This is a genomic window from Corynebacterium occultum (genome assembly GCF_009734425.1).
Lineage (GTDB): Bacteria > Actinomycetota > Actinomycetes > Mycobacteriales > Mycobacteriaceae > Corynebacterium > Corynebacterium occultum.
The window spans coordinates 2,357,628-2,382,185 of record NZ_CP046455.1; the positions used below are offsets into that span (position 1 = coordinate 2,357,628).

Below are 24,558 nucleotides of genomic sequence, written 5' to 3' on the forward strand. Positions count from 1 at the left end.
CCTGCACTCACCCCCACCCCGGCTTAGAATCTGCCCATGCGCACCACCCGCCTCTCCGAGGTCTTCCGCTCCTTTGGTCTCCTGGGGCTCACCTCCTTCGGCGGGCCCACCGCGCACCTGGGTTATTTCCGGGAGGAGTTCGTTCGCCGCCGTGCCTGGTTGAGGGAGGACAGCTACGCCGAGCTGATCGCCCTGAGTCATTTCCTGCCCGGCCCCTCCTCCTCCCAGGTGGGCATGGCGCTGGGTTACCACCGGGCCGGTTACGCCGGGATGTTCCTGGCCTGGCTGATGTTCACCCTCCCCTCCGCGGTACTGCTGGGAGTGGCGGCCCTGCTTATCGACGCCGCGGGACTCACCACCGGGCAGGGCTGGATCGCGGGGTTGTTGGCCGCGGCCGTCGCCGTGGTTTTCCATGCGGTGTCCGGCATGGCGAAGAACATGGCCGCTGGTCGGGGTACCGCCAGCATTGCCGTGCTCAGCGGGGTGCTGGTGCTGCTGGCACCCACCCCCTGGACCCATCTGGCGCTAATCCTGGGTGCCGGGATTCTGGGCGCCCTCTTCCTCTCCCCGGACACCGGGAAGAAAGAACCTGAGGGGGAGGGAATCCGGCAGGTCTCGGCCCGGGCGGCCGGGCTCAGCCTGGGACTGTTCCTGCTCTTACTCGGTGGGGCGGTGTTCATCGGAACCAGCGACGCCACCGGGTGGGTGGCCCAGGCCGCCGCCTTCATCCAGGCCGGTTCCCTGGTATTCGGGGGCGGGCATGTGGTGCTGCCCCTGCTGGAACAACTGATGGTGGCACCCGGCTGGTTGGGCCTGGATGAGTTCCTGGCCGGTTATTCCCTGGCTCAGGGGGTACCCGGACCGATGTTCACCTTCGCCACCTACCTCGGGGCGGTAATCGGTGGGATCGGCGGCGCCTGCCTGGCCACCATCGCGATTTTCCTGCCCGCGGCCCTGCTGATCATTTCGGGGCTGCATTTCTGGCACCGCTGGCGGGCCCTGCCCTGGCTCCGTCGCGCCCTGCAGGGGGTCAATGCCGCGGTGGTGGGACTGCTCGGCGCAGCCCTCTATGATCCGGTATTCACTCACGGGATCACCAACCTGACAAGCCTGGCGATCGCAGCCTTCTGCTGGTTGGGGCTGGCGAAATGGCAGAACCCGCCCTGGCTGATCGCGGCGGGGGCCGCGGCAGCGGGCGGGCTGCTGCTCTAACCCCAGGCTAGAAGAGGGAAAGCCCGGTGGAGCGGTAGACGCTGCCGAAGGGGGCGTCGACACGCACCCAACGCCCACTGACCGAAACCCGCAGATGGCGGGGGATGTCGATGGGGGCGGCAAAACCGGGGATCAGTCCCAGGGCGGTGCAGGTGAAGATCATCCGCATCGGGATCTCCGCCTCATGCTCCTCGCTGTTGACGGTCAGTACCGTCTGATTGAGCAGGCTGGCCGGGGGTCCCAGGGGGCCGGAGAACTGGCGTGCCAGAGCCTGACCCTGATCCGCTAATTCCCGCACCACCGTCACCGGGATGGTGTCCACCAGGGAAAAACCCTCCATCGGGGGCAGCGCGCCCGGCCAATTGGGGTCCCGGGGCATGCCGATTTCGGAGGACTCATTCTGGAGTGCCTCAAGCAGGTCATGGGCACCGACCACCGCACCATCACGACCGATGGTGCCAGTGGCACGACGGGAGGCCACCACCTCGAAGGGGGTGGTCACGAACACCTCGAAGTCCTCCCCCCGCTGGCGCAGGCGTGCGGAGGAGGAGGCATCCAGACCGACAGCCCGGCCGAGCAACGCCTGAAGGCCGGGGGAACCCCCGCGCAGGGCCAGTGTCTCCGGGATCAACTCTCCTGCTTTTCAACGGAGTCGGCGGTCTGGGTGAGGACCTTGCGCTCCGCCTGGTTGAGCTCCCGGGGGCGGGAGGTGTCGGTGTCGACTGCCACCTGGACGCACTCGACGACGCAGGCCACGCGGTTCTGGCGGTCCTTGAGCTCCTGGCGGGTGGTGAAGCTGGTGTTGCCCAGCTCCACGACCTGGGTTTCCACGGTCAGCTCGGTGGTGTCGGGCAGCACCGGGCGGAGGTAGTCCACATCGAGGTGGCGGACGAAAACCGCGAAATCCATGCCGCGGGCAGTGAACTCTTCCTCAGCGAAAGCCAGTCGAGCCTCCTGGGCGATCTCAATGTAGGAGGCGTTCATGATGTGACCGTAACGGTCAAAGTCAGACCAGCGGACCGGGATCTGCATCGTGTGAAGCGTGGAGTCTGCGGGGGCAACCATGAAGTTGAGTCTCTATTCCTTATTACATATGGACGGCTGGGCCGGGGTTCTGCGGATGACTTCATCCAGCCCGGAAATAACACCTACCCGATCTTACGCAACAACCCGGATCCCGCTAACTGGAGTTCAGGGACAAGCTGTCTCCCAGGTAGCGGCAGGCATGCCGAGTGGTTTCGGAGGGGCAAGTATCAGATGAGCATAACCGACCCGCAGCGCCAGTCCGCCAACACGGGTCGGGACACCCTCCTAGGCCACGTCCTTGACGGTATTGCGGAGAATTCCGAGGCCGCTGATCTCAACCTCCACCTGGTCCCCATCGCTGAGCAGCGCCGGCGGTTCCATGAAGAGACCGACGCCCCCGGGAGTGCCGGTGATGATGACATCACCCGGGTTGAGCCTGGTGAATCCGGTGATATAGGCGATCAGTTCGGGCACCGTGAAATAGAGGTCGCTCATCACGGCGTGCTGACGAACCTCTCCGTTGACACGGGTCTCCAGGGTCATGCTCTGGAAATCCTCGATATCAGCCAGGGGCACCAGATAAGGGCCGAAGGCGCCGGTGCCGGGGAAATTCTTACCCGGAATCCACTGTGCACCCTCCAGTTGCCAGTCCCGGCAGCTGAAGTCGTTGTAGATGCCATAACCGGCGACATGGTCCATCGCCTCATCGACGTTCAGGCGGTGCGCCGGCCTGGAGATGACCACCGCCAGCTCTCCCTCATAATCGAATTGGGTGGTGCTGGCGGATTTCTGGGCAGGCTGCAGGTGACCGATCTGGCTGTCGGCGAAACGGGTGAACACGGTGGGCGCCTTCATGTCCAGTCCCTTGCCGGTTTCCTCCTGATGGGTGCGGTAGTTGACACCGATGCACAGGATCTTGAGGGGGTCGGTGACGGCCGGAAGAAACTCAACCTCAGCCTCAGCCAGGGTGGGAGCCTCCCGGAGCTGAGCATCGGAGACCTTGCCGAAGATGCCCTCCTCAATCGCCGCTTTCAGGGAGGCCGCCAGATTCAGACCGGAGGGGCCGAGATCATGGACAGTGCCGTCAACTGAGATACCCCAGGTGTCAGAACCTGCTGCATTGCGGAAGGAGATGTAGTTCATGGGAGTTGCCTTTCAGAAGAATGGGGAGCCAAGGGATGGGTCATTGGCCAATCCCTACCCCACTGTGATTTGTGCCGGGGATGAAAATAGTTGTGAGTTAAGACATGAATACTGGTGCCTGAACAAGATTATTCCCAAATAATATCCTGGTCAACATAAAATATATTTTTACTCGACAGAAGTATTTTTGAGTTAAGGTGAGGGCATCTGTTCGGCGATAAAGGGAGTCTCAGATGGCTGGTGCAGGAACCCGGGTCCTCGAGGCACTGCGGGAACTGATCCTTTCCGGCGCCTGGCAGCCCGGAACCCGCCTGCAACCCACCCACCTGGCCAAACAGCTGGACACCAGCACCACCGTGATCCGGGAATCCCTGGTACAGCTCAGTGGAAATGGGCTGGTGGTTTCCCAGCCGAACCGCGGTTTCTTCCTCCGTGAACTCAAACTCCAGGAATTGGTCGACCTGACCGAGTTACGCATCCAGACCGAAACCCTGGCACTGAAATTAGCCATCGAACGCGGCGATCTGGACTGGGAATCCGAACTCATTGCGCTCCACCACCAGCTGACCCGCACCCCGCTCCACTCCCCCGAAGACCCCAACCGGATGAATCTGACCTGGCAGACCCTGCACAAGGCTTTCCACCTCAAACTGCTCGAGGCCTGTGACTGTGAGCCGATGCTGAAGATCGCCTCGGACCTCTTCGACTCCACCGAGCTTTATCGCTGCTGGGCCGCCCAACATGTCACTCCTGACGCCCGGGACGTGGCAGGAGAACACCAGGAGATCCTGGATGCCGTCCTCACCCGTGACCGGGATAAAGCTGGGGCTGCCCTGCGGGTGCATTATGAGACCACGGTGCAGGTTCTGCTCGCAGCCGGCCTGACGGTGGAAGCCACCAGGTAGAACCCCAATCCAGGACCTGTGGCTTTAAAGTCTCGGCACCCCCTGGGCATGAAAAAGCCCACGCGGCACCCCTTGTCGGAGGCAGCGTGGGCCGGGATCTTCGCTGAGTTGTTTAGCGGCTCAGCTTGCGGTGGGTGACGCGGGACGGACGTGCTGCATCAGCGCCGAGGCGCTCCACCTTGTTCTTCTCGTAGTCCTCGAAGTTGCCCTCGAACCAGTACCACTGGCCCTCAGCAACATTGCCCTCCCAGGCGAGGATGTGGGTACAGGTACGGTCCAGGAACCAACGGTCGTGAGAAATGACCACGGCACAGCCCGGGAAGTTGACCAGGGCATTTTCCAGGGAACCGAGGGTTTCGACATCAAGGTCGTTAGTCGGCTCATCAAGCAGGATCAGGTTTCCGCCCTGCTTCAGGGTCAGCGCCAGGTTCAACCGGTTGCGCTCACCACCGGACAGCACCTTCGAGGGCTTCTGCTGGTCCGCACCCTTGAAACCGAAGGCGGAGAGGTAGGCGCGGGAAGGCATCTCGTTCTGACCGACGATGATGTAGTCCAGACCATCAGAGACAACCTGCCAGACGGTCTTCTCCGGGTCGATGTTCTCACGGCCCTGGTCAACATAGGACAGCTTGACGGTGTCACCGATGGTGACCTTGCCGGAATCCGGCTCCTCCAGACCGACGATGGTCTTGAAGAGGGTGGTCTTACCCACACCGTTCGGGCCGATGACACCGACGATGCCGTTACGCGGCAGGGTGAAGGAAAGATCCTTGATCAGGGTACGGCCATCGAAGCCCTTACCCAGGTCCGCAACCTCCACAACCTTGCTGCCCAGGCGCGGCGGGGTCGGGATCTGGATCTCCTCGAAGTCAAGCTTCTTGTACTTCTCGGCCTCGGTGACCATCTCCTCGTAGCGCTGCAGACGGGCCTTGTTCTTGGCCTGACGTGCCTTCGCACCGGAACGGACCCAAGCCAGCTCGTCCTTCAGACGCTTCTGGAGCTTCTGATCCTTCTTGCCCGAAACCTCGAGACGCTCCGCCTTCTTCTCCAGGTAGGTGGAGTAGTTACCCTCGTAGGGGTGCAGCTTTCCGCGGTCCACCTCACAGATCCACTGTGCGACGTGATCCAGGAAGTAACGGTCGTGTGTGACCGCCAGGACGGCACCCTTGTAGTCCGCCAGGTGCTTCTCCAGCCACAGCACGGACTCAGCGTCCAGGTGGTTGGTGGGCTCATCGAGCAGGAGCAGATCCGGCTCAGAGAGCAGCAGCTTGGCCAGTGCCACGCGGCGACGCTCACCACCGGAGAGGTGGGTCACCTGCTCATCAGAAGGCGGGCAGCGCAGTGCCTCCATGGCCTGCTCGATCTTGGAGTCGACCTCCCAGGCGTCAGCAGCGTCGAGGGCCTCCTGCAGGACGCCCATCTCTTCCATCAGCTCATCGGTGTAGTTGGTGGCCATCTCTTCAGCAATCGCCTCAAAGCGCTGCTTCTTCTCGAAGATCTCGCCGAGGCCTTCCTCGACGTTCTCCCGAACGGTCTTCTCCTCATTCAGCGGCGGCTCCTGGAGCAGGATGCCGACGGTGGAGCCTGGATCGATGAAAGCGTCTCCGTTGGAGGGCTGATCCATCCCCGCCATGATCTTCAGGATGGAGGACTTACCTGCACCGTTGGGGCCGACCACACCGATCTTGGCGCCCGGGTAGAAAGCCATGGTGACATTGTCCAGAATGACCTTGTCGCCGATGACCTTGCGAACGTTCCGCATCGTGTAGATGAACTCGCCCATTGTTCCCCTTTGTTGATTACTAATTCACCCCAAAGGGTACATCACGCCCCTTAAAACGGAGGTTCCCTGTCTCCTTCCCCAGCGTGATTCTCAGCACCGCCGGATACCCCGGCACCCACCAGCCCCCGTTCCCCTCCCCCATCACCGGCGGTCTCAGCTCCACCGGAGTGCGCCACCTGCGCCTCCGAGGAGGGGACCACCTCATCCGGTTCCGGATTGAAACGCGGATCTGGACGCTCCACACCCTCCACGGTGACACCCGCCTCCTGGTTGCGTGCGGAACTGACCACGAAGCGGTTCATGTCCAGCCCGACATGGTTCGCCTTGAGCAGGATCTGCTGCTGTTTCTTGCCTTCCCCATCAATCCATTCATTAGTCAGCAGGGTGCCCACCGCCAGGACCGGCATTCCCTGTGCCAGGGAGGCCTTGACGTTATTGGCCAGCTGGTTCCAACAGTCCACGGTGATGAAGAGAGCATCGGTGCTCTGCCACTTGTCTTCTGCATCCCGGTAGGAACGGTTGGCTGCCAGCCGGAAGCGAGCCACCCGGGAGCCATTGGCCAGCTGCCGAAGGTGCACCTCCCCGGTGAGGTTGCCGGCAATGGTGGCGGGAATCTGAGGCATGATCTTTTCTCCTTGAGTCTGAGGTTTTCTCCTGTCACCACAGACCCTGCCAACCACTGAACGTCCCTGTCACCTGCGTTCCTGCCCCACCTGTGGAGAACTCCACTTATCCACAGCTTCAAACCTCCGGGAAAAACTCCCGGGAACCTTTTGCCCGTCCATGCCGTCAAAGCAACACCGCCACCCCCAGGGCGGGGGCGTCGCAAAGCGAAGGGCAGAAGTGGCTAGGACTGCTGATCCCGGTTGCTCATCTGCGAGAGCATGGCGTTATAGGCATCGAGATCCTCATAACCGTCCCCCTCGGCTTTGGCATCGATCTCCTTCTCCTTCTGCCGGTCCTCCTTGCGGAGATTGTTGAACAGGACACCGAAGACAATGGCCATCGGGAAAGAACCGGAACCCCAGGCGATACCACCACCGACCTTCTGGTCGGCAAGCAGATCAATCTCCCAGGGCAGCTCCAGGCGAGAGTAGAAAACCTCACCCAGAATCACATTCAGCTGCATCAGATACACCCCGAAGAACAGGTGGAAAGGCATGGAGAAAACCAGCCAACCCAACTTGCCCAGGGTGGAACGGTCCTCCGGGGTCGGATCCGGGCCGATCATCTCCCAGAAGTAGATATAACCGGAGATCAGGAAGACGAAGTTCATCGAAAGGTGACCCGCATGCTCCGAGATCATCGTCTCGTAGAAGGGGGTCATGTAGAGAATGTAGAAGATGACGATGAACTGGATCGTGTTGAAGGCGGGGTGCGTCAGGAACTTCAGGATGGGGTTATCCACCGCCACCAGGACCCACTCCCGCAGCCCCGGGCGGCCCGGCGCGCCGGGTTCCGCAGCGACCAGCAGCAGAGACAACGGGGCACCGAGCACCAGGAATACCGGGACCACCATCGACAGGATCATGTGGGCGACCATGTGCATGGAGAAGGTCGCCGGCATGGCCATTCCGATGCCGGAGCTCATGCACACCCCGAGGGTGATGCAACCCGCCAGGAACCAGGCGGTGCGGGAGTTCTTCCAGGGCATCCCCTTGCGGCGCAGTTTGATCAGTCCCCGGATATAGGCGGCCGCCATGAGAATGGCGATGGTGCCCAGCATGAGGTCGAAACGCCACATCGTCCACACACTGCTCAGCGTCGGTTCCTTGGGCAGGTCCCAACCCACCGCGATGGCCATCACCGAAAGGTCCATGTTCTCCGGGGCGGGCGGCGGGGTGCGGCCCATGGAGATGGCCACACCTGTGACTGCGGCCATGACCAGCAGCTCCACAAAAGCCACCTGCAGGAAAAGGCCTCGCTTATCTGCGGCAGCCTTGATCCGGGGGATGGTGCGCTGGCGGTGCAGCAGGCCGAAGAGTCCCAGGATGATCACACCGACGGTCTTGGCCACCACCAGCAGGCCGTAGTTACTGGTGAACCAGTCCGACCATTGGATTCGGACGCCGGCGTTGACCAGGCCGGATGCCGCCATCGCGATGATCGCCACGAAGGCGATCTTGGAGTAGCGTTCCAGCGCCAGATCCAGATCCGGGCCGAGGCGACGGCCATGCGCCAGCAGTGCCATCAGACCACCGATCCACAGCACCAGGAAAAGCATGTGGAAGAGCAGTGAGTTGGTGCCGTAGTCATGGTTTCCGCCTGAAGCGGAGTGTCCCTCCAGGCCCAGGGGAATGATCATCAGGATCGAACCGAGGAAGAGCAGCGGCTGGGTGATCCACTTTCGGGTGAATAGTCCGGCCACACCGGTGATCAGGGCGAAGATCGCCGCCCACTGCCAGGCCACTGCCTCAGCGACCTGATCCAGGGCGGTGCCCCAGCCTGCAGGCTGTACCGCCACGCTGAAGGGCTGACCCGAGACGTCGGAAAGCACCAGGGGGATCATGAGTATGCCGATCAGTCCGAAGCAGATCGCCGCGATCGAACCTGCCCGGGACGCCAGGTGACCATCCACCGTCAGTGGGGCGGCACTGAGTCGGGCTGCGGTGTCCCGGTCGCGGGCCGCTACCACGGACTCCGGGGTCGCCGGGGTTTCATTCTCATCCTCCCCGGCTGTCTGGTCGGAGGGAGGGGCGAAGAAGGAACGTCTGTTCTTCTTCCCTCCCGCGGCAGGTGACTGCGCCGGGACCTTCGGGGAGATGAGGAAGGCGGAGAAGAGGAAGGAACCAGCCGCCAGGGAAGCGAAGATCCATCCTGCCGCCCGGAAGAAGGGCAGACCTGCAGTGGTGATCGGACCCGGGTCCGGTAGTCCCAGGGCAGCGAGGTTGCCGGCCAGGAAACCCCAGGAAATGAGCGTGCCGACGATCCCGGCAACCGCCACGATGATCAGGTACAGCGGCCAACTGCCCCGCACCTTCGACCCACCAGGCTTTTTCGGGGGCGGGCTATCCGGTATCTGGGTCTTCTTCGGGGCAGGCACAGCCTGCGGACTGGATGTTGAATTTACTTCTGCACCGTTCCCGGCGGTGGGCCGGGAGCCGCTGCCTTCAGGTTCCACCATGGTTTTCACCCTAGTGTTCAGAACTGATTAATCCCTAGTCAGTGACATGGAGGAGATACAGGTCACCACGACCATTTGGCCCCCACTTGATTCAGTGCGCTAAAGTGATTGCTCGGAAACCATGCAGCCTTAGATGCATGGTTCCTACAGCCCCCATAGCTCAGTGGATTAGAGCAAAAGGTTTCTACCCTTCAGGTCGCGGGTTCGAATCCTGCTGGGGGCACCCAAATACAGGTCACCAGGGGATGTTCACAACTCCCCCGTGACCTGTTTTCCTTTTCCCGAGAAGTCCTCCCGCACCCCGCCTCTCCCCACACCAGCGCGGTGTCGATTAGCGTTGGACAGAGCACGACCCAGTCATCGACCCGAAGGATTTAACCCATGCCGCTTCCCACTCCCGGCGCGAATACCCGAGCCCTGATCACCGGCGCCAGTCAGGGTATCGGCGAGGCCATGGCCCGCGATCTGGCCAGGTTCGGCCATAACCTGATCATCGTTGCCCGCCGCGAGCAGGTGCTGCAGGAACTGGCGGATGAGCTGCAGGCGGCGCATGGGGTGATTGTTGAGGTTCATGCTGCGGACCTGTCGAAGTCGGATGAGCTCGCTGGTCTGGTCGAGGTGATTCAGGAAAGGGAGATCAACATTCTGGTCAATTCGGCCGGGGTGGCCAGTTTCGGTCCTTTCCTGAAGCAGGATTGGGAGTTTGAGCAGACCCAGTTCCATCTCAACGCCACCGCGGTATTTGAGCTGACCCATGCGGTGTTGCCCGCCATGGTGGAGCGGGGCGAGGGTGCGATCTGCAATGTGGGCTCCGCGGCAGGCAATGTGCCGATCCCGAATAACGCCACGTATGTGCTCACCAAGGCTGGGGTGAATGCTTTCACCGAAGCTCTGCATTATGAACTCAAGGGCACCGGCGTGCACTGCACCTTGCTGGCCCCGGGTCCGGTGCGGGCGAATGAGATCCCGGCAGCAGAACAGTCGATCGTGGATAAGGTGGTTCCTGATTTCTTGTGGACCACCTATGAGTCCTGTTCGGCGGAGACCCTGGAGGCGATGTCGAAGAATAAACGTCGGGTGGTGCCTGGTCCGCTGTCAAAGGCGATGAACACCGTCTCCGCTTATGCCCCGATCGGGTTGCTCTCTCCGGTGATGGGCTGGTTCTACTCCAAGATGGGTTAAGCCCCGCAGAAAGGGTATCGACGCACCCCTTCGGCAAAGGAAGTGTCATTGTTCTGCGAGCAGGAAGGTTTCCACGGCGTAGACGTAGCGCGCATCTTGGCCGGTGGCCACGCCCACCTGCATGAGCTGAGGGTATGTCGGGGTGCGTTTATTGAGTCGAGCGATACTCGCATCCGCATGTCGCAGATATTGCCGGGCGATATACCCCACCGCTTCCCCCTCGTCGCTGTAGACCAGGGACTGGTCCCAGTCATCGAAGTTGGTCTTCCCTTCGAGGGTTTGCCGTAGCCAGACATCGGCCAGTTCCTGAAGCTGGGGGTTGAGCTCGTGGCCATTGCGAAGGTGGTAGTCCAGGATGGAATCGCGGAGTCTGGCATCCTCCCTGCTTTCGGTGGCGGGCACCAGGGTCGAAACGGAGGATCCATGGCTCGACCGCCGTGGGGTGTCAGCGGTGGCGGTTGAGACCGTGGAAAGGGCGATGACGGAGACCAGTATCCCGGGAAGGAGCGGCCAGGTGGGGTTCTTCATAGAGCCAGCCTTGTCCACCCCAGCTGGGGAATCAAGCAGAAACTCATCACTATTTAAGCCTAAATAAAATCTATTTTCAGGATTGCCGATTTGTGGACCCTTTTTTGTGGGGCCATGATTAGATCGAGGGTGCCTTGCCCGGAACTGCGAGAACGGATGAAGATGACTGAAACAACCCCGGCCACCACTCCCGCCAAGAATGACCGCCTGGCCTGGATCGACCTGGAGATGACCGGCCTGGACATCCACCGGCACGTGATCGTGGAGATCGCCGCCCTGATCACCGATGCTGATCTGAATATTCTCGGCGAAGGTGTGGACCTGGTGGTGCACGCGACCGAGGAAGAGCTGGCGGAGATGGATGACTTCGTCACCAATATGCACAATGAGAATGGTCTGGCGGCCCAGATCCGCGAGTCCAGCATCACCATGACAGAGGCCGAGGATGCGGTTCTGGAATTGATCGCCGAGCACTGCGATCCAGACCGCCCCGCCCCCCTGGCCGGCAACTCCATCGCCACGGACCGCGCCTTCCTCCGGGAGCAGATGCCCCGACTGGACCAGGCCCTGCATTACCGCATGATCGACGTATCCTCCATCAAGGAGCTGGCACGCCGCTGGTACCCCAAGGTGTACTACAACCAGCCCCCGAAGGGCCTGGCCCACCGCGCCCTGGCCGATATCGTCGAGTCGATCCGCGAGCTGGACTATTACCGCCGCAGCACCTTCGTCCCATACCCCGGCCCCACCTCCACCGAAGCGCATGAGGCAGCCCGGGCCGCAACCGCGTCCTACCAGCGGTTTTTGTGATTCGGCGGCCATGAGTTAAGCTTGTTCTCGCTGCCGAGAGCAGCAATGGTGGCTGTAGTTCAGCTGGTAGAGCACCAGGTTGTGATCCTGGGTGTCGCGGGTTCGAGCCCCGTCAGCCACCCCTACGGACGAGGTCCGGACATTATTTTTAATGTCCGGGCTTCGTTTTTTCTTTCCCTTTTTCTGCAGCGGCATGGCGGGTGACTCCCCCTGCCCGGGGACTGCCGCCGGGTATCAGGGAGGCGTCGATAAGAGCGGTGTTAAACTAAGCAAATTCCGACGTGGGAATCACCGCGATCCTACGGTCCCGGACATTCCGCGTTGTCTCACTTCAACTGCCCACACCACCCCCCCCAACAACAGGACACCACCGGTGCAGATCCGCTTCGAGGCGGCTCCCCTCTGGTGCAGGAGAAAATCCGTGAAGGTTCTCATCAAGCCCAACGCCCAGGCCATCGGCTCCGAGGTCGCTGACACCATCGAGGCACTGCTGAAGGAAAAGCCTGCCGCAGTGCTGGGTGTCGCCACCGGTTCCAGTCCGCTGCCGGTCTACGCAGAGCTGATCCGCCGCCACCGGGAAGAGGGCCTGAGCTTCGCCGATTCCCAGGCATTCATGCTTGACGAATACGTCAACATCAGGGCTGATCATCCGGAGCGCTACTTCAACTTCATTGACCGTCATTTCTCCTCCCAGGTGGATTTCGCCGAGGGTGCAGTCCATGGTCCGAACGGCCTGGCGGAGATCCCCGAGCTCGAGGCCCGGGACTATGACGATTCCATTGAAGCTGCCGGGGGTGTGGACTTTCAGATCCTGGGCGTGGGCTCCAACGGCCACATCGCCTTCAATGAACCCGGCTCCACCCAGGACAGCCGCACCCGGACGATTGCGCTGACCGAGCAGACCCGGCACGATAACGCCCGTTTCTTCGATGGCGATGTCTCCCAGGTTCCCAAGCTGGCACTGACCCAGGGGCTGGGCACCATCATGGAGGCCCGCAGCATCGTCATGATTGCACTGGGTGAGGGCAAAGCTGATGCGGTGCGTGAACTGGTGGAGGGCAAGGCCCGCCGGGAGTGGCCGGTCACCATCCTGCAGCGCCACCCCAATGTCGTGGTCTACCTGGATGAGGCTGCGGCCTCGAAGCTGAGCAACCCGGCTGACTACCGCGAGAATTAACACACCTGGCCCATATCTGGGGGCTTGAGCGCTGGGATCCCCCCGGTCCACATCTCTGGTACGCCTAGGCGTTTCCGGAGATGTGGACCTTTTGCCTTCCCAGGCCCTTCGGGCTTTCCGATCCAACCCGTCGCCGATGATCGGGTTCACCCCCTGCGGAAGAGGAGACAATGGTGTTCATGATCAGTTCACTCAATCACCTCATCGAGCACATCGAGGCACAACTTTCCCAGGGAGCTGATGCCGAGATCGATATCGAGCAGATCGCCCGGGAGCACGGGATCACCGGTTATCATCTACGGCGGATGTTCTCCGCATTGTCCGGTATGCCCGTCTCGGAGTACTTGCGGCGTCGTCATATGACCCGGGCCGCCGGGGATCTGCTGACCACCGGCGATTCGCTTCTCGACGTCGCGGTCCGCCACGGTTATGGCTCCACCGAGGCTTTCAACCGTGCTTTCCGCACGGTGCACGGGAAAAGCCCGGCCATGGTGCGGGAGCAGGGTGGACCGATCAGCAACCAACAAGTTCTGAGATTTTCTCTCACCGTGGAAGGAAGCACCCCCATGAATGTCCGAATCCTCACCTGCCCGGAGATCACTTTCGCCGGTTACGCAGCAACCGTTCCGTTGATCTACGAGGGAGCCAATCCGCATATCCTCGAGCATGTCCGTGCGTTGAGCGCGGAGCAGCACCAACGTCTTCGTGAGTTGGCGGCTAATGCGCCGGAGGGTGTGCCACCTGGGGTCTTCGGGGTGACCATCGGCACTGAGCAGGACTCCCCAGAGGGCACCGAACTGACCTATCTGCATGGCGCTTGCGTGGTCTCCCCCGCTACCCCACCAGCGGATCTGGATACTCACCGGGTGGCTGCCGGTGAATGGGTGGTGTTCCAGACCTCCGGGCCGCATCCGGAGACCGTGCAGAATGCCTGGGCCGCCAGCGCCACCAATTGGTTCCCCTCGAACCCCTGGCAGCTGCGCCCCGGCCCCTCCCTCATGACGCTGCTGGAACACAATGCCGATTTCACCCAGGCCACCTGTGAGATCTGGATGCCGGTGGAAGCCATCACCGCCCATTAAACAGGGCAGCAGTTACCCGGGGGACGCCACGGGTTCGCGGTAGCGGAGATTCACCAAAATGATTGACACGTCATCATCTAGTAACATGACTGTTTCATGTCTCCGAACTACCCCTGAACAGGATCGCCGTGGCTGACACCCCAGCTCAAAGCACCCCAACCGGACATACCCCGACGGCTGCGGACAAGAAGAAGCTCAACCTCCCACCATCCACCACCCCACCGCTGCGGGCACTCTGGCTGATGCTGCGCAACCACAAGGTGCCGCTGATCGCCGCGATCATTCTCTCGGCGGTCTCCGCAGCGGTCAGCCTGGCCCAGCCGATGGTGATCAACAGGCTGATCAGCTCGGTCGGTGAGAATGCGATCGCCCCTTATGTCTGGACCCTGATCGGTCTGCTCATCGTCGCCAGCGTGCTCGGCGCGGTACAGATGTATCTCTTGGGACGCACCGCGGAGTCCGCGGTCTTCACCACCCGCCGTCAGCTGATATCCCGGATGCTGCGACTACCGATCCAGACCTTCGATAATCAGCGCACCGGTGACCTGGTCACCCGCATCGGTTCGGACACCACCCTGGTCCGTACCGCGATCACCGGCGGACTGGTCGATGCCCTCGGTTCGGTGGTCACCATCGTCGGTGCCGTCATCCTCATGGCGTTGCTGGATCCCCTGATGTTGGGTGTGGTTCTCGGGGTGCTGGTGTTGACCATGACAGTGATGGTCTCGGTCAGCTCCCTGATCCAGAAATACACCGTGCAGACCCAGGAAGCCCTGGGCGATCTCGGCGCCGACATGGAACGCTCCCTGGGGGCCATTCGAACCATCCGTGCGCACAATGCACAGGGCCGGATGAATGAGGAATTGGACGGCCAGGCACACAAGGCCTTCCGGGCCAGTCTGAAGATCGCCAAGATCGAGGCACTGCTCTGGCCGATGGCCGGCGCCGCCATGCAGATTTCTTTCCTGGCGGTGCTCGGAATCGGTGGTGTGCGGGTGGCCAATGGAGATATCGCCGTCGCAGACCTGGTCACCTTCGTCCTTTTCCTCTTCATGGTGGCGATGCCCCTGGGCACACTTTTCGGCGCAGTCACCACCGTGCGCAGTGCACTCGGTGCCCTGACCCGTATCCACCAGGTTCTGGATAGCGCGGCGGAACCCGTCGACGGCAGGGAGGTCCAGCTCACCGAGGGTGAGGTCATCTTCGATGGGGTTGAGTTCGGCTATGAGGAAAATGGGCCCATCCTCAAGGATGTCTCCTTCACCGTTCCCGCTGGCACCATGACCGCCCTGGTCGGGCCTTCCGGTGCCGGAAAATCCACCACCTTATCCCTGCTGGAACGTTTCTATGATCCCAACGCCGGGCAAATCATCATCGACGGCCACCCGATCACCGAGATCAGTCGGGAAAGCCTACGTGGCGCCATCGGCTATGTCGAGCAGGACGCGCCGGTGCTGGCTGGTTCGGTGCGTTATAACCTCCACTTGGCTGCCCCTGATGCCAGCGATGAGCAGTGCTGGGATGCACTGCGGCACGTGAATCTGGAGAAACGCTTCGAAGGTGATGAAGGCCTGGACACCCCTCTCGGGGAACGTGGCGTCAGCCTCTCCGGGGGTGAGCGTCAGCGGCTGGCCCTGGCCAGGGTGCTGCTCAGTGATGCCCCGATCATGCTGCTTGATGAACCTACGGCAGCCGTGGACTCCCAGAATGAGCAGTTGATTCTCGACGCGATCAACACCACCGCCCGGGGACGCACCCTCATCGTGGTCGCGCACCGACTCTCCACGGTGACCGATGCCGACCAGATCATCGTCATGCAGGATGGGCAGGTCGAATCCCGCGGCACCCACCGTGAACTGCTGCAACGCAGTGATCTCTACCGTGAACTGGCCTCCCGCCAGCTGCTCAGCGACTAAGCAGCGCAGCAGAAATCACAGCAGGCCCGCGAGGAGTTCATCCGAGCGGGCCTGTCCTACTTCATCCCACATCCCGCCGGTGAGCACGACCTCCTCCACCCCGGTGAATTCCAGCAGATCCGCCAACTGGGCACCCACCTCACCCTGGGTGCCGTAGACGGCAGAGCTGATGTTGGCCTCGATTCTTTCCCGGTCCCGCGGGGACACCAGATCCAGATTCAGCTCCGTTGCAGACTGCAGGGGTTCAAAGGTGCCGCTGCGTCGTGACATGGCCAAGGCCCAGGCCTCCGGCAGCAGCAACTGCCGGGCCTCCTCCCTGCTGTCGGCCACCGCAATATTGGCGGCGATGATCGCATGGGGTGTGTCCAGCATGGCGGAGGGACGGAAGTGCCGGCGATAATTCTCCAACCCCTCATGCCTGGTGGTGTCACGTTGAAAGAGTTTGGGACCCCCGACAATGACACCCAGGCCGGCTTCTGCCGCAGCCTTGATGGAGTGGCTGTTGGCCAGCACATAGAGCGGTGGTACCTGCCTGAGTTCCGGCATGGCACGCACCGTGCCCCTGCCCTGCAGAAAATCCTTGAGCTCTGCCAGCTCCGCCGGGAAGTTCCCATCGGCGTCATCTGCCTGGTGCAGTGCCTGACGAACCTTAGGGGTGAAGCCGAGGGAGCGACCGATCCCGGCGTCGATACGCCCCGGGAAGAGTGCCGCCAGGGTGAGGATCTGCTCCGCGATCACCAGAGGTTGGTGGGCCGCCATCATGATCCCGGCGGTACCGACCCGGATGGTGCTGGTTGCCGCAGCCACGGCGGTGGCCAGCAGGGTCGGGGTGGATCCGGCGATACCGGGCACACCATGATGTTCGGCGAGCAGGAAACGGTGGTACCCCAACGTCTCCGCCTGTTGTGCCCGAGCCACCGCAGAATGCAGGGCGGAGGTATCATCAGCGCCCTTACGGAGATTCGCGCGGTCGAGTATGGACAGCTGTAAGGAGGAAGCCATACCCCCATCATGCCTGTTGAACTCGGCGCAGCTCCCTCCGGTGCCTGCCCTAGAGGTGCAGGTGGGTGGTGGTCGCCACCAGTGCCTCCGGGAGGGCCTGCTGCCACCACAGCACTTCATGCCCAGCGGAGAACTGGCGGTGTTCGATCAACGTCCCCTCGATCTCCAGGAGGGCGGCGGCATGACGGACATCATCAGCCAGATCCCATTCCAGCAGACCATTGTGCAGCACCAAGGGTGTAGGCGCCTGCCCCTTTCCTTCACGAGCGGCCTTGACCGCTGCGGCACGCTCCCGGAACCACTGCCCGCGGTGCTCCCGGAACTGTCCACCGATGGGCCACCAGAGGGAGGGTGATTGGGCGATACCGGCGGCCACCAGGTCCGGATGGAAGGTAGTGGCCCGCATCGCGAAAAGCCCACCCAGACTCTGGCCGCAGATGATCAGCGGGGACTTCTCCCCCACCCCACCGGCCGCCGATATGGTGAGCAGGAACTGGCGAATCTGCTCGGGGGTGCCCAGGTAGTCCAATTGGCGCTGCCGGGGTCCACCCGATTCCAGCAGGAGCACATGCATGGGTGGCAGGTGTCCACTTTCCATCTCCGCCAACAGGGCCGGCAGGATCGGGTACTGACGCTGCCACACCTCCCCGTCCAGGAAGAGACAGGTGGGGCCGTCCTCCGGTGCCTCAGGGTGGGACCAGCGATGCAGCGTCAGCTCAATCCCGTTGGCCACGCTCGACACGCTGCTGCTTTCCACCCTCAGCTCCGCTCCGGGACGCTCCCCCTGATCAAGGCGAAAGGTGGTGGCGGCAGGCCCCCTCCCCACCGCCTGGGCCACCGTGCCACGCTTTGCCTGCGCGGTTTCCCGGGCATGGGGGTCCCCACAGAGTCCGGCACGCAGGCGCGCGAGGTAGGGGCGGTCCGCCCCGGTGTGCAGTTTCGGGGTCCGGAGAGCTTCCGGCAGGACCAGGAACTGGTAGCCACCGATCCAGTCCTCGGGGAGACTGAGGGTGAGAACATGCAGGTCGGTGCCGGGGAGCTGCGCCATGAGGGTGTCCCCGGGATCGAGGATGTCATTCAGCCGGTTGCTCTGCAGTAGTACACCGTGCGGTGCCTGCCCCTGCCAGGCGAAGGTCACCAGCACCTGTCCGGCTTCCTCAGCATCCTCCAACACCGGGGTTCCCCCAGCCAGGAACTCCGCCACCAGCTCGGTCGCACTTTCCCCGGCAGCCAGGCGGCGCTGCAACTCCACCAGCGCAGGTGACTGTGCCTGGGGCAGCGACCAGGGACGCAGGGTGTGCGGCGGGGTGACCTGGGCTGCCTGAGGGTCCTGATTCACCGGGTCGGAGCTTCCTCGGTGGGCACGATCATGGGGCGACCGGTCACCGGGTCCGGGATGCAGATCGACTTGATGCCGTAGACCTCCTCCATCAGCTCAGCGGTGACGATGTCCTCCGGCAGCCCCTCGGTGATCACCCTGCCATCCTTCATCACGATCAGGTGGGTGGCGTAGCGGAAAGCCAGGTTGAGGTCATGCAGCACCGCCACCAGGGTGTAGTCCCCGGTGTTGTGGAGACGACGGCAGAGGTTGAGTACCTCCAGCTGATGGGTGATGTCGAGGTAGGTGGTCGGTTCATCCAGCAGCAGCAACGGGGTTTCCTGCGCCAGCACCAGGGAGAGCCAGACCCGCTGCCGCTGGCCGCCGGAAAGCTCATCAACCTTGCGGTCCCGCAGTTCACTGACACCGGTGGCCTCAAGGGCGGCGTTGATGGCGGTGTCATCGGTGGCGGACCACTGCCGCAGCATGGACTGGTGCGGGTAACGGCCCCGGGCCACCAGATCGCGGACGGTGATGCCGGAGGGGCTGACCGAGCTCTGCGGTAGCAGGCCGAGTCGCTTGGCGACGTCCCGGGAGGGCTGGGTGGCGATGTCCCGGCCGTCGAGAAGCACGGTGCCGGCCTTGGGGCTCAGCAACCGCGCCAGGGAACGCAGGAGGGTGGATTTGCCGCAGGCGTTGGGGCCGATGATCACGGTGAAGGAACGGTCCGGGATCGAGACATTGAGCCCCTGGCTGACAGTGTGGTTGTCATAGCCCAGCACCACGTCGACCGCCTGCAGCGGGTCCTGCACCGGGGTGTGTTTGAGTGCCAGTTCTTCCATGTGGGGGTCCTTTCGGGAAAAGTGAAACTGCATCACACCGCCTTTTGTCGGCTGAGCAGCAGAAGAAGATAAAGCCCACCGATCAGACCGGTGGTAAGGCCCACCGGCATGGCGATGTTGACCGGCAGATGCACCGACACCAGGTCAGCGGCGACCAGCAGAACAGCACCCACCAGGGCTGAGGAGATGACCTGCACCTTGGCGGCGCGGGTCAGTTGGCGCACCAGCTGCGGCGCAGCCAGCGCAATGAAGGCGATCGGGCCGGCGGCCGCCACCGCCGCCGCAGTCAGGGCGACACCCAGAACCATGGTGGCCAGACGCACCTTCTCGGTGTTGACCCCCAACTGCTGAGCCTGATCATCGCCCATCTCGAGGACATCGAGACTCCGACTCAACCAGATCAGCAGCGGCAGTGCAATCAACAGCGTGAGCAACACCGGCATGGCATCCGACCAGGCCCGGGAGTTCAGCGAACCAGACAACCAGATCCGGGCCTTGACCGTCAGATCCAACTCCCCGTACGCCAGCACCATGGTGTTGACCGCACTGAGCATCGCACCCACACCAATGCCGATGAGCACCAACCGACTGCCGCCACTGCTGCCCCGCTTCCGGGACAACAGGTACACCACCAGCGCGGTGATCATGCCGGTGGTCACCGCGGCCAGGGCCGTGGCGGTGGAACCGCGGTCGAAGAACACGATCTGCACCACCGCCCCGGTCGCGGCCCCGGTGGTGAAACCGATGATGTCCGGGGAGCCCAGCGCATTACGGGACACTGACTGGAAGACACAACCGGCCGCACCCAACGCCAGGCCCACCGTAATCCCGGTGACAACCCGGGGCAGGCGGATATCCCAGATGATCTTCTCGGTGCGCGCCTCCCCAGCCTGATGCCCGAGGGCCGCGAATATCTCCCCGAAACCCAGGGTGATGCTGCCCGAGGCCAGGGAACCCAGCGTCAGGCCCAGGAGTGCGGCCAACAGCACCACCCCCAGGATCAGGGTGCGGCGGCTGGTGCCCAGATGGGCGCGGCCGAACCGCAGCCGCAGCATGCCCGGTGCCGCACGTTCTCGGGTGTCAGTGCTGATCACAGGCCAGCCACCTTGCCACGTCGGACCAGCAGAATGAAGAAGGGTGCCCCAATCAGGGCCGTCATGATGCCCGCTCCCAGCTCACCGGGAAAGACCACCACCCGGCCGAGAATATCCGCCAACAGCAGCACCAGTGCAGCGATCAGCGCAGAATAGGGCAGCAACCAGCGGTGATCGGGTCCCACCAGGTAACGGGCGATATGCGGTGCCGCCAGACCGACAAAGGCGATCGGCCCGACCGCTGCGGTGGCCGCACCCGCCAAAATGAGTATCGCCAGGTTAGTACCCGACCAGGTCAGGCGGATATTCACCCCGAGTGAGGCAGCCAAGTCCGTACCCAGCGACACCGAATTCAAAGGTCCGCTGAGCCAGAGGCAGAGTACTGCGCCGAAGAGCAACGAAGCAGCCACCACCGGCAGGGACTCCCAGCCGCGGCCCTCCAGGGAACCCGTCATCCAGGAGCGGAAGGAATCATAGATCCCCTCCGGATCCGCGAGCACCATGATCGTGGTCAGAGACTGCACCATCACCGAGAGCCCGGCCCCTGCCAGAACCAGACGCACCGGGTTGACACCCTGCTCCCCCGCCCGCCCCAGGCGATGCACGATCACCGAGGCGATGCCGGCACCCAGGAAAGCGAACCAGACGTAGACGAAGATGCTGGCGGCACCCGTGAAGGCCAGACCCAGCACCACACCTGCGGCGGCGCCGGCGTTGACCCCCAGAGTGCCGGGTTCTGCCAGAGCATTGCGGGTCAGGGACTGCATCAGCGCACCGGCCAGACCCAGACAGGCCCCGGCCAGCACCGCGAGAATGGTACGCGGCAGGCGCAGTTCCCGGATGATCAGGTGCTCATCATCGCCTGCCTGGAAGTTCCGGAGGGCGTCGATGACCACAGTCGGCTCAATGACCCGGGAGCCGACCATCAGACTCAACACCGCCAGCGGCAGGATCAGCACCGCCAGAATGATCAGCCCCAGGGAACGGAAACCGGCCCGTCCCGCGCCCTGGGTCGCCGGGCTTGCGGGGGCGTCGATAAGCGAGTTACGGGGGCTGCGGGGGTTGGCGGCAAATCCTGCTGCCCCGGGGGCCGAGAAAGTCTCGGAGCCCGGGGCAGCAGGATGTTGAGGATGGGGGGACACTACTTAAATTCGGCTTTCCACAACGGCTCAGGAGAGTGCGGCGACGACAGCGTCGACGATCTCACGGCCGGAGAAGGGGTCCACGCGGAAGGAATTCTCACCCAGCGGGTAGACGGCATCGTTCTGCACCGCCGGAAGGTTCGCCAGGACAGCTTCCCCCTTGAACTCATCGACGGTCTGCTCGGTGCCGCGGAGCAGGAAGACGGCGTCACCGGTGGCGGACTGGGAGAGGTTTTCGAAGCTGACGAAGGCGAAGTCGGAACGCTTCTGCTCACTGGTGTCCAGATCCTCCGGAGCCTCGACGATGCTCAGTCCCAGGGCCTCCAACAGCTCAGCGTGCGGACCGGTGACCTTGCCGATGCCCTGATCCCCACCCGGGCCGTTATAGGAGACGATGGACACGCCACCCTCCGGGGCCTGGATCTTCTCGGCACCGGCGGCGACATAGTCATCGAACTCGGCGATGGCCTCCTCGGCCTCTGTCTCCAGGCCCAGAGCCTCACCCAGCTCAGTGGCCAGTTCCTGCCAGGTCTGCTTGGAATAGTCCACCGCGATGGTCGGGAATTCCGCGGAAATCTCCTCATACTGGTCAGCGACGGAGTCATTGCCGGAGACCGAGAGAATCACCAGATCCGGGTCGGCGGCGATCAGGGATTCCATGTCGAACTCGAGGCTGTCATAGAGCACCTCAACGTTTCGCTCATCTGCGATATCAGCCCACTGGGTGAAAAAACCCTTGTCATCGGTCATCCCACTGACACCGGCGGCAGCACTGGCGGCCAGCGGGGCATCCATCGCGAGCATGATGCCGGTGATGGAGAGGGCGGTGTTGGCGATCCGCTCCGGCTTCTCCTCGATGACGGTCTCCCCCAGCTCATGGGTAACGGTGCGGGGCCAGGTGCCCTGCTCATCGGAGCTGTCCGAATCCCCGCTGCTGTCGGTGACGGTGGCGGTGTTTTCCTCGGCGGTGTTCTCCTCAGCAGAGCAGGACACCAGGGCCAGTGCGGTGATGCCCGCCAGTGCTGCGGCGAGGATCTTTCGGGTCGAAGTGCTCAAGAAGAACTCCATTCTCGATGGGAGACAACGTGGAATGAGGGCCTCCCACTCGGCACAACAGCCCGCAGGAGGCGAACGTCGTTAGGTTAGCATTGGCTCACCAAATCTGGGCAAAGTAAGCCACAATGCCATACCTCAGGGACCCCGCTCACACCCAGGACCAAATGCTCGAGAGGGCAACCCTCTCCATCAAATGGGACACCAAGGGGTCAGATCCCCGGTCAAAATGCCTGAACCTCGGTCAAACTGAGGGAGATGTGAAAATAAAAATACCCTCCCACCTGCCCCCATGTTGGGGGAAAGCAGGGAGGGTATCCCAAACGCGCGGAACCCGAACTCAACCCTTTGTTCCGGATTTCACCGCTCTACCAGGCAGAGGTTTCGTCGACGTTGCCCTTACCCCAGACCGACCAGGGAATATTCCAATCGCCCAGCCCGTCATATCCGGAGAGGGTCTCACCCACGGTGTTCTTCACGGTGACAATGTCGCCACGTTTGACCACATCCTGGAACCAGGCGGCAGCCTCAGTGGAGACATTGATGCAACCATGGGAGGTGTTGCTGTGCCCCTGCTGTCCCACCGACCAGGGAGCCGCGTGAACATAGATGCCGGAGTAGGACATCTGGGTGGCGTAATCCACCATGGTGCTATATCCACCCTGGTCATAGCCCAGCCCGAAGGTGGTGGAGTCCATCAGCAGCTGCTCATATTCATCGCCGATGATATAGGTGCCATTCGGGGTTGCCCAGGTGGCGTTATCGCGGCCCAGGGAAACCGGAATGGTGCGCAGTGCCTCACCATTGCGGTAGACCGTCATGGTTTTGGTGTTGTCATCGATCTCAGTGATCACCCGGTCACCGATGGTGAAGTTGGTGGCGTTGTCTTCGCCGCCGTAATAGCCATTGCCGAGATCAACACCGTAGATATCAGCGGTGACGGAAACCTTCGTGCCCGGCTCCCAGTACTCGGCGGGGCGCCAACGAACCTCAGAATTATTGAGCCAGAAGAATTCGCCCTCAACCGCCGGCTCGGTCTTGACCTCGATGGCATCCTGCGCGGCCTGTCGATCATCGACCGGATTGGCGAAACGGAAACCAATGGCCTGGCCGACACCGACAGTGGAGTCCGCCAACGGGGAAAGAGCCACCCCGGAGGTGGCTACCGGAGTTGCAGTCTGGAAAGTGATGCTAGTGCTTTCGCCCCGAGCGTCAGTGACCGCCACCGTGTAGGTGCGGCTATAACCGAGTTCCTCAGTGGTGGTCCAGCTACGACCATCTGAGGCGAGCTCAGCCTCAACCTGACCGCCCTCCTCATTGGTCATGGTGACCTTCTCCAGGCCACTCTCAGACTCGACGGTTATGGGAACACCGGGGCTGATGTCGGTGGCGCCATCCTTCACGGAGAACTGCGGTGGAGAATAGGTGTCGGCCACATGAGCACCGGAGGTATCGGCGGCCCCAGAGTCACCATCACGATCAATGGTGCATCCCACCAGCAATAGCGAAGACGCCGCCACAGCCGCCATCATCTGACGGAATCCGCGCGACACCTGTACCCGCTTCGCCATAATCTCCACACTTTCACTCATTATTGACACTGAGACCAACATATCGGCCTCAACCGACAATGACTCCACAAACACATTAGAAACACCTGACATTAATACAATCGTTGTAAAGTCAACAATGTTTCATCTCCACTTCAGGGAGATCAGAAATAAACATGGGAATTCGGACACTCCAAAGCAAAAACACCTTGTGACCTAAGCCATTGAGCCATAAATTGGGCCGCAAAATTACCGGTCCGACTTTCCGCGCCCACGCGTCAATTCCTGCGCCATAATCGAGGCATCATCCCACCCATCACCTTAACTGATTAAAGGCTGAGAACCTTACCGGGAACACGTCCCCTGAAGGGATCTGAGATTTAAAGCACCGAAGGGGCGACTCCTGCCCGGAAAGGAACATTTCCCAGGCAGGGTTAGAGGGATCTGGGCAGGGATGCATTCCCCGGCAAATCTCCGAAACGCGGATTGGGCACAATTTCCCCGGGGGGTGTTCGAATGTGCATTTGTTCACAATTTGCCGAACGGGTGCCCCTTCAGATCATCTTCCCACATGGTCTTATGTAGCTGAACCGCCCCCAGTGTGGTGGGCATGTCCGGGCCATGCCCCAGCTTCGATATCGAACACACATTCCATGCACGAGCCTGCCC

General features: G+C 62.2%; 21 protein-coding genes and 2 tRNA genes. 9 read left to right on the plus strand and 14 right to left on the minus strand.

Features of this window, described 5'->3' with window-relative positions; all coding sequences use genetic code 11:
- The first annotated feature begins 36 nt into the window (after positions 1–36).
- Positions 37–1,212 carry a chromate efflux transporter gene (chrA, locus tag COCCU_RS10840; protein ID WP_156231523.1) on the plus strand — a complete coding sequence of 392 codons (1,176 nt, stop codon included), beginning with the start codon at positions 37–39 and terminating at the stop codon, positions 1,210–1,212.
- A 7-nt stretch (positions 1,213–1,219) separates the two neighbouring features.
- On the opposite strand, the gene COCCU_RS10845 is transcribed toward chrA, so the two are convergent.
- The 3 genes from COCCU_RS10845 to COCCU_RS10855 form a co-directional block, all read right to left on the minus strand.
- Positions 1,220–1,843 (minus strand): hypothetical protein, encoded by a 624-nt coding sequence (locus tag COCCU_RS10845; RefSeq protein ID WP_156231524.1) that lies wholly within the window; start codon positions 1,841–1,843, stop codon positions 1,220–1,222.
- The gene (locus COCCU_RS10850) at positions 1,840–2,277 is read right to left on the minus strand and encodes an acyl-CoA thioesterase (RefSeq protein WP_156231525.1); all 438 of its coding nucleotides are present in this window, start codon (positions 2,275–2,277) and stop codon (positions 1,840–1,842) included. The genes COCCU_RS10845 and COCCU_RS10850 overlap by 4 nt, the downstream gene beginning before the upstream one ends.
- Positions 2,278–2,523: 246 nt before the next feature.
- Positions 2,524–3,381 (minus strand): fumarylacetoacetate hydrolase family protein, encoded by an 858-nt coding sequence (locus COCCU_RS10855; protein WP_156231526.1) that lies wholly within the window; start codon positions 3,379–3,381, stop codon positions 2,524–2,526.
- 233 nt (positions 3,382–3,614) lie between these two features.
- Here COCCU_RS10855 and COCCU_RS10860 point away from each other — a divergent pair, with 233 nt between their 5' ends.
- Positions 3,615–4,286 (plus strand): GntR family transcriptional regulator, encoded by a 672-nt coding sequence (locus tag COCCU_RS10860; RefSeq protein ID WP_156231527.1) that lies wholly within the window; start codon positions 3,615–3,617, stop codon positions 4,284–4,286.
- Positions 4,287–4,398: 112 nt separating this feature from the next.
- On the opposite strand, the gene ettA is transcribed toward COCCU_RS10860, so the two are convergent.
- From ettA to COCCU_RS10875, 3 genes are all read right to left on the minus strand, one after another.
- Positions 4,399–6,069, minus strand: coding sequence for an energy-dependent translational throttle protein EttA (ettA, locus tag COCCU_RS10865; RefSeq protein ID WP_156231528.1), 1,671 nt, complete (start codon positions 6,067–6,069; stop codon positions 4,399–4,401).
- Between the two features lie 50 nt (positions 6,070–6,119).
- On the minus strand, positions 6,120–6,692 hold the full coding sequence (locus tag COCCU_RS10870) for a single-stranded DNA-binding protein (protein WP_156231529.1): 573 nt from the start codon (positions 6,690–6,692) through the stop codon (positions 6,120–6,122).
- 224 nt (positions 6,693–6,916) lie between these two features.
- Positions 6,917–9,193 (minus strand): cytochrome c oxidase assembly protein, encoded by a 2,277-nt coding sequence (locus COCCU_RS10875; RefSeq protein ID WP_231598745.1) that lies wholly within the window; start codon positions 9,191–9,193, stop codon positions 6,917–6,919.
- A 149-nt stretch (positions 9,194–9,342) separates the two neighbouring features.
- On the opposite strand from COCCU_RS10875, the gene COCCU_RS10880 reads away from it, so the two are divergent.
- Positions 9,343–9,416, plus strand: a tRNA-Arg gene (locus tag COCCU_RS10880).
- Positions 9,417–9,574: 158 nt separating this feature from the next.
- Positions 9,575–10,375 (plus strand): mycolate reductase, encoded by an 801-nt coding sequence (cmrA, locus tag COCCU_RS10885; RefSeq protein WP_156231530.1) that lies wholly within the window; start codon positions 9,575–9,577, stop codon positions 10,373–10,375.
- A gap of 45 nt (positions 10,376–10,420) precedes the next feature.
- Here the strand turns inward: cmrA and COCCU_RS10890 are convergent, their stop codons facing one another.
- A complete protein-coding gene (locus COCCU_RS10890) occupies positions 10,421–10,903 on the minus strand; it encodes a hypothetical protein (RefSeq protein ID WP_156231531.1) in 483 nt (160 codons plus the stop codon).
- A gap of 162 nt (positions 10,904–11,065) precedes the next feature.
- Between COCCU_RS10890 and orn the strand changes: the two genes are divergently transcribed.
- From orn to COCCU_RS10915, 5 genes are all read left to right on the plus strand, one after another.
- On the plus strand, positions 11,066–11,713 hold the full coding sequence (gene orn / locus COCCU_RS10895) for an oligoribonuclease (protein WP_156231532.1): 648 nt from the start codon (positions 11,066–11,068) through the stop codon (positions 11,711–11,713).
- Positions 11,714–11,761: 48 nt separating this feature from the next.
- Positions 11,762–11,834 (plus strand) — tRNA-His (locus COCCU_RS10900).
- A 300-nt stretch (positions 11,835–12,134) separates the two neighbouring features.
- Positions 12,135–12,890, plus strand: coding sequence for a glucosamine-6-phosphate deaminase (nagB, locus tag COCCU_RS10905; RefSeq protein WP_156231533.1), 756 nt, complete (start codon positions 12,135–12,137; stop codon positions 12,888–12,890).
- Between the two features lie 179 nt (positions 12,891–13,069).
- On the plus strand, positions 13,070–13,972 hold the full coding sequence (locus tag COCCU_RS10910) for an AraC family transcriptional regulator (RefSeq protein ID WP_156231534.1): 903 nt from the start codon (positions 13,070–13,072) through the stop codon (positions 13,970–13,972).
- A 128-nt stretch (positions 13,973–14,100) separates the two neighbouring features.
- The gene (locus COCCU_RS10915; RefSeq protein ID WP_231598746.1) at positions 14,101–15,888 is read left to right on the plus strand and encodes an ABC transporter ATP-binding protein; all 1,788 of its coding nucleotides are present in this window, start codon (positions 14,101–14,103) and stop codon (positions 15,886–15,888) included.
- A 15-nt stretch (positions 15,889–15,903) separates the two neighbouring features.
- Here COCCU_RS10915 and COCCU_RS10920 read toward each other — a convergent pair whose 3' ends face one another.
- The 7 genes from COCCU_RS10920 to COCCU_RS10950 all read right to left on the minus strand — a co-directional run bounded on the left by COCCU_RS10920 (position 15,904) and on the right by COCCU_RS10950 (position 23,910).
- A complete protein-coding gene (locus COCCU_RS10920) occupies positions 15,904–16,890 on the minus strand; it encodes an MsnO8 family LLM class oxidoreductase (protein ID WP_156231535.1) in 987 nt (328 codons plus the stop codon).
- A gap of 49 nt (positions 16,891–16,939) precedes the next feature.
- Positions 16,940–18,229, minus strand: a complete 1,290-nt coding sequence (locus COCCU_RS10925; protein ID WP_156231536.1) for an enterochelin esterase domain-containing protein — start codon at positions 18,227–18,229, stop codon at positions 16,940–16,942.
- Positions 18,226–19,050 carry an ABC transporter ATP-binding protein gene (locus COCCU_RS10930; protein WP_197088347.1) on the minus strand — a complete coding sequence of 275 codons (825 nt, stop codon included), beginning with the start codon at positions 19,048–19,050 and terminating at the stop codon, positions 18,226–18,228. Before COCCU_RS10930 ends, COCCU_RS10925 begins: the two co-directional genes overlap by 4 nt.
- 32 nt (positions 19,051–19,082) lie before the next feature.
- Entirely contained in the window at positions 19,083–20,144 is a 1,062-nt protein-coding gene (locus COCCU_RS10935; RefSeq protein ID WP_231598747.1) for a FecCD family ABC transporter permease, read from the minus strand.
- Positions 20,141–21,286: a FecCD family ABC transporter permease gene (locus COCCU_RS10940; RefSeq protein WP_231598748.1), complete on the minus strand. Its 1,146-nt coding sequence runs from the start codon at positions 21,284–21,286 to the stop codon at positions 20,141–20,143. The genes COCCU_RS10935 and COCCU_RS10940 overlap by 4 nt, the downstream gene beginning before the upstream one ends.
- Positions 21,287–21,313: 27 nt before the next feature.
- Positions 21,314–22,342 (minus strand): Fe2+-enterobactin ABC transporter substrate-binding protein, encoded by a 1,029-nt coding sequence (gene fepB, locus COCCU_RS10945; protein ID WP_231598749.1) that lies wholly within the window; start codon positions 22,340–22,342, stop codon positions 21,314–21,316.
- A 365-nt stretch (positions 22,343–22,707) separates the two neighbouring features.
- Positions 22,708–23,910: a L,D-transpeptidase gene (locus tag COCCU_RS10950; protein WP_231598750.1), complete on the minus strand. Its 1,203-nt coding sequence runs from the start codon at positions 23,908–23,910 to the stop codon at positions 22,708–22,710.
- Positions 23,911–24,558: the final 648 nt, after the last annotated feature.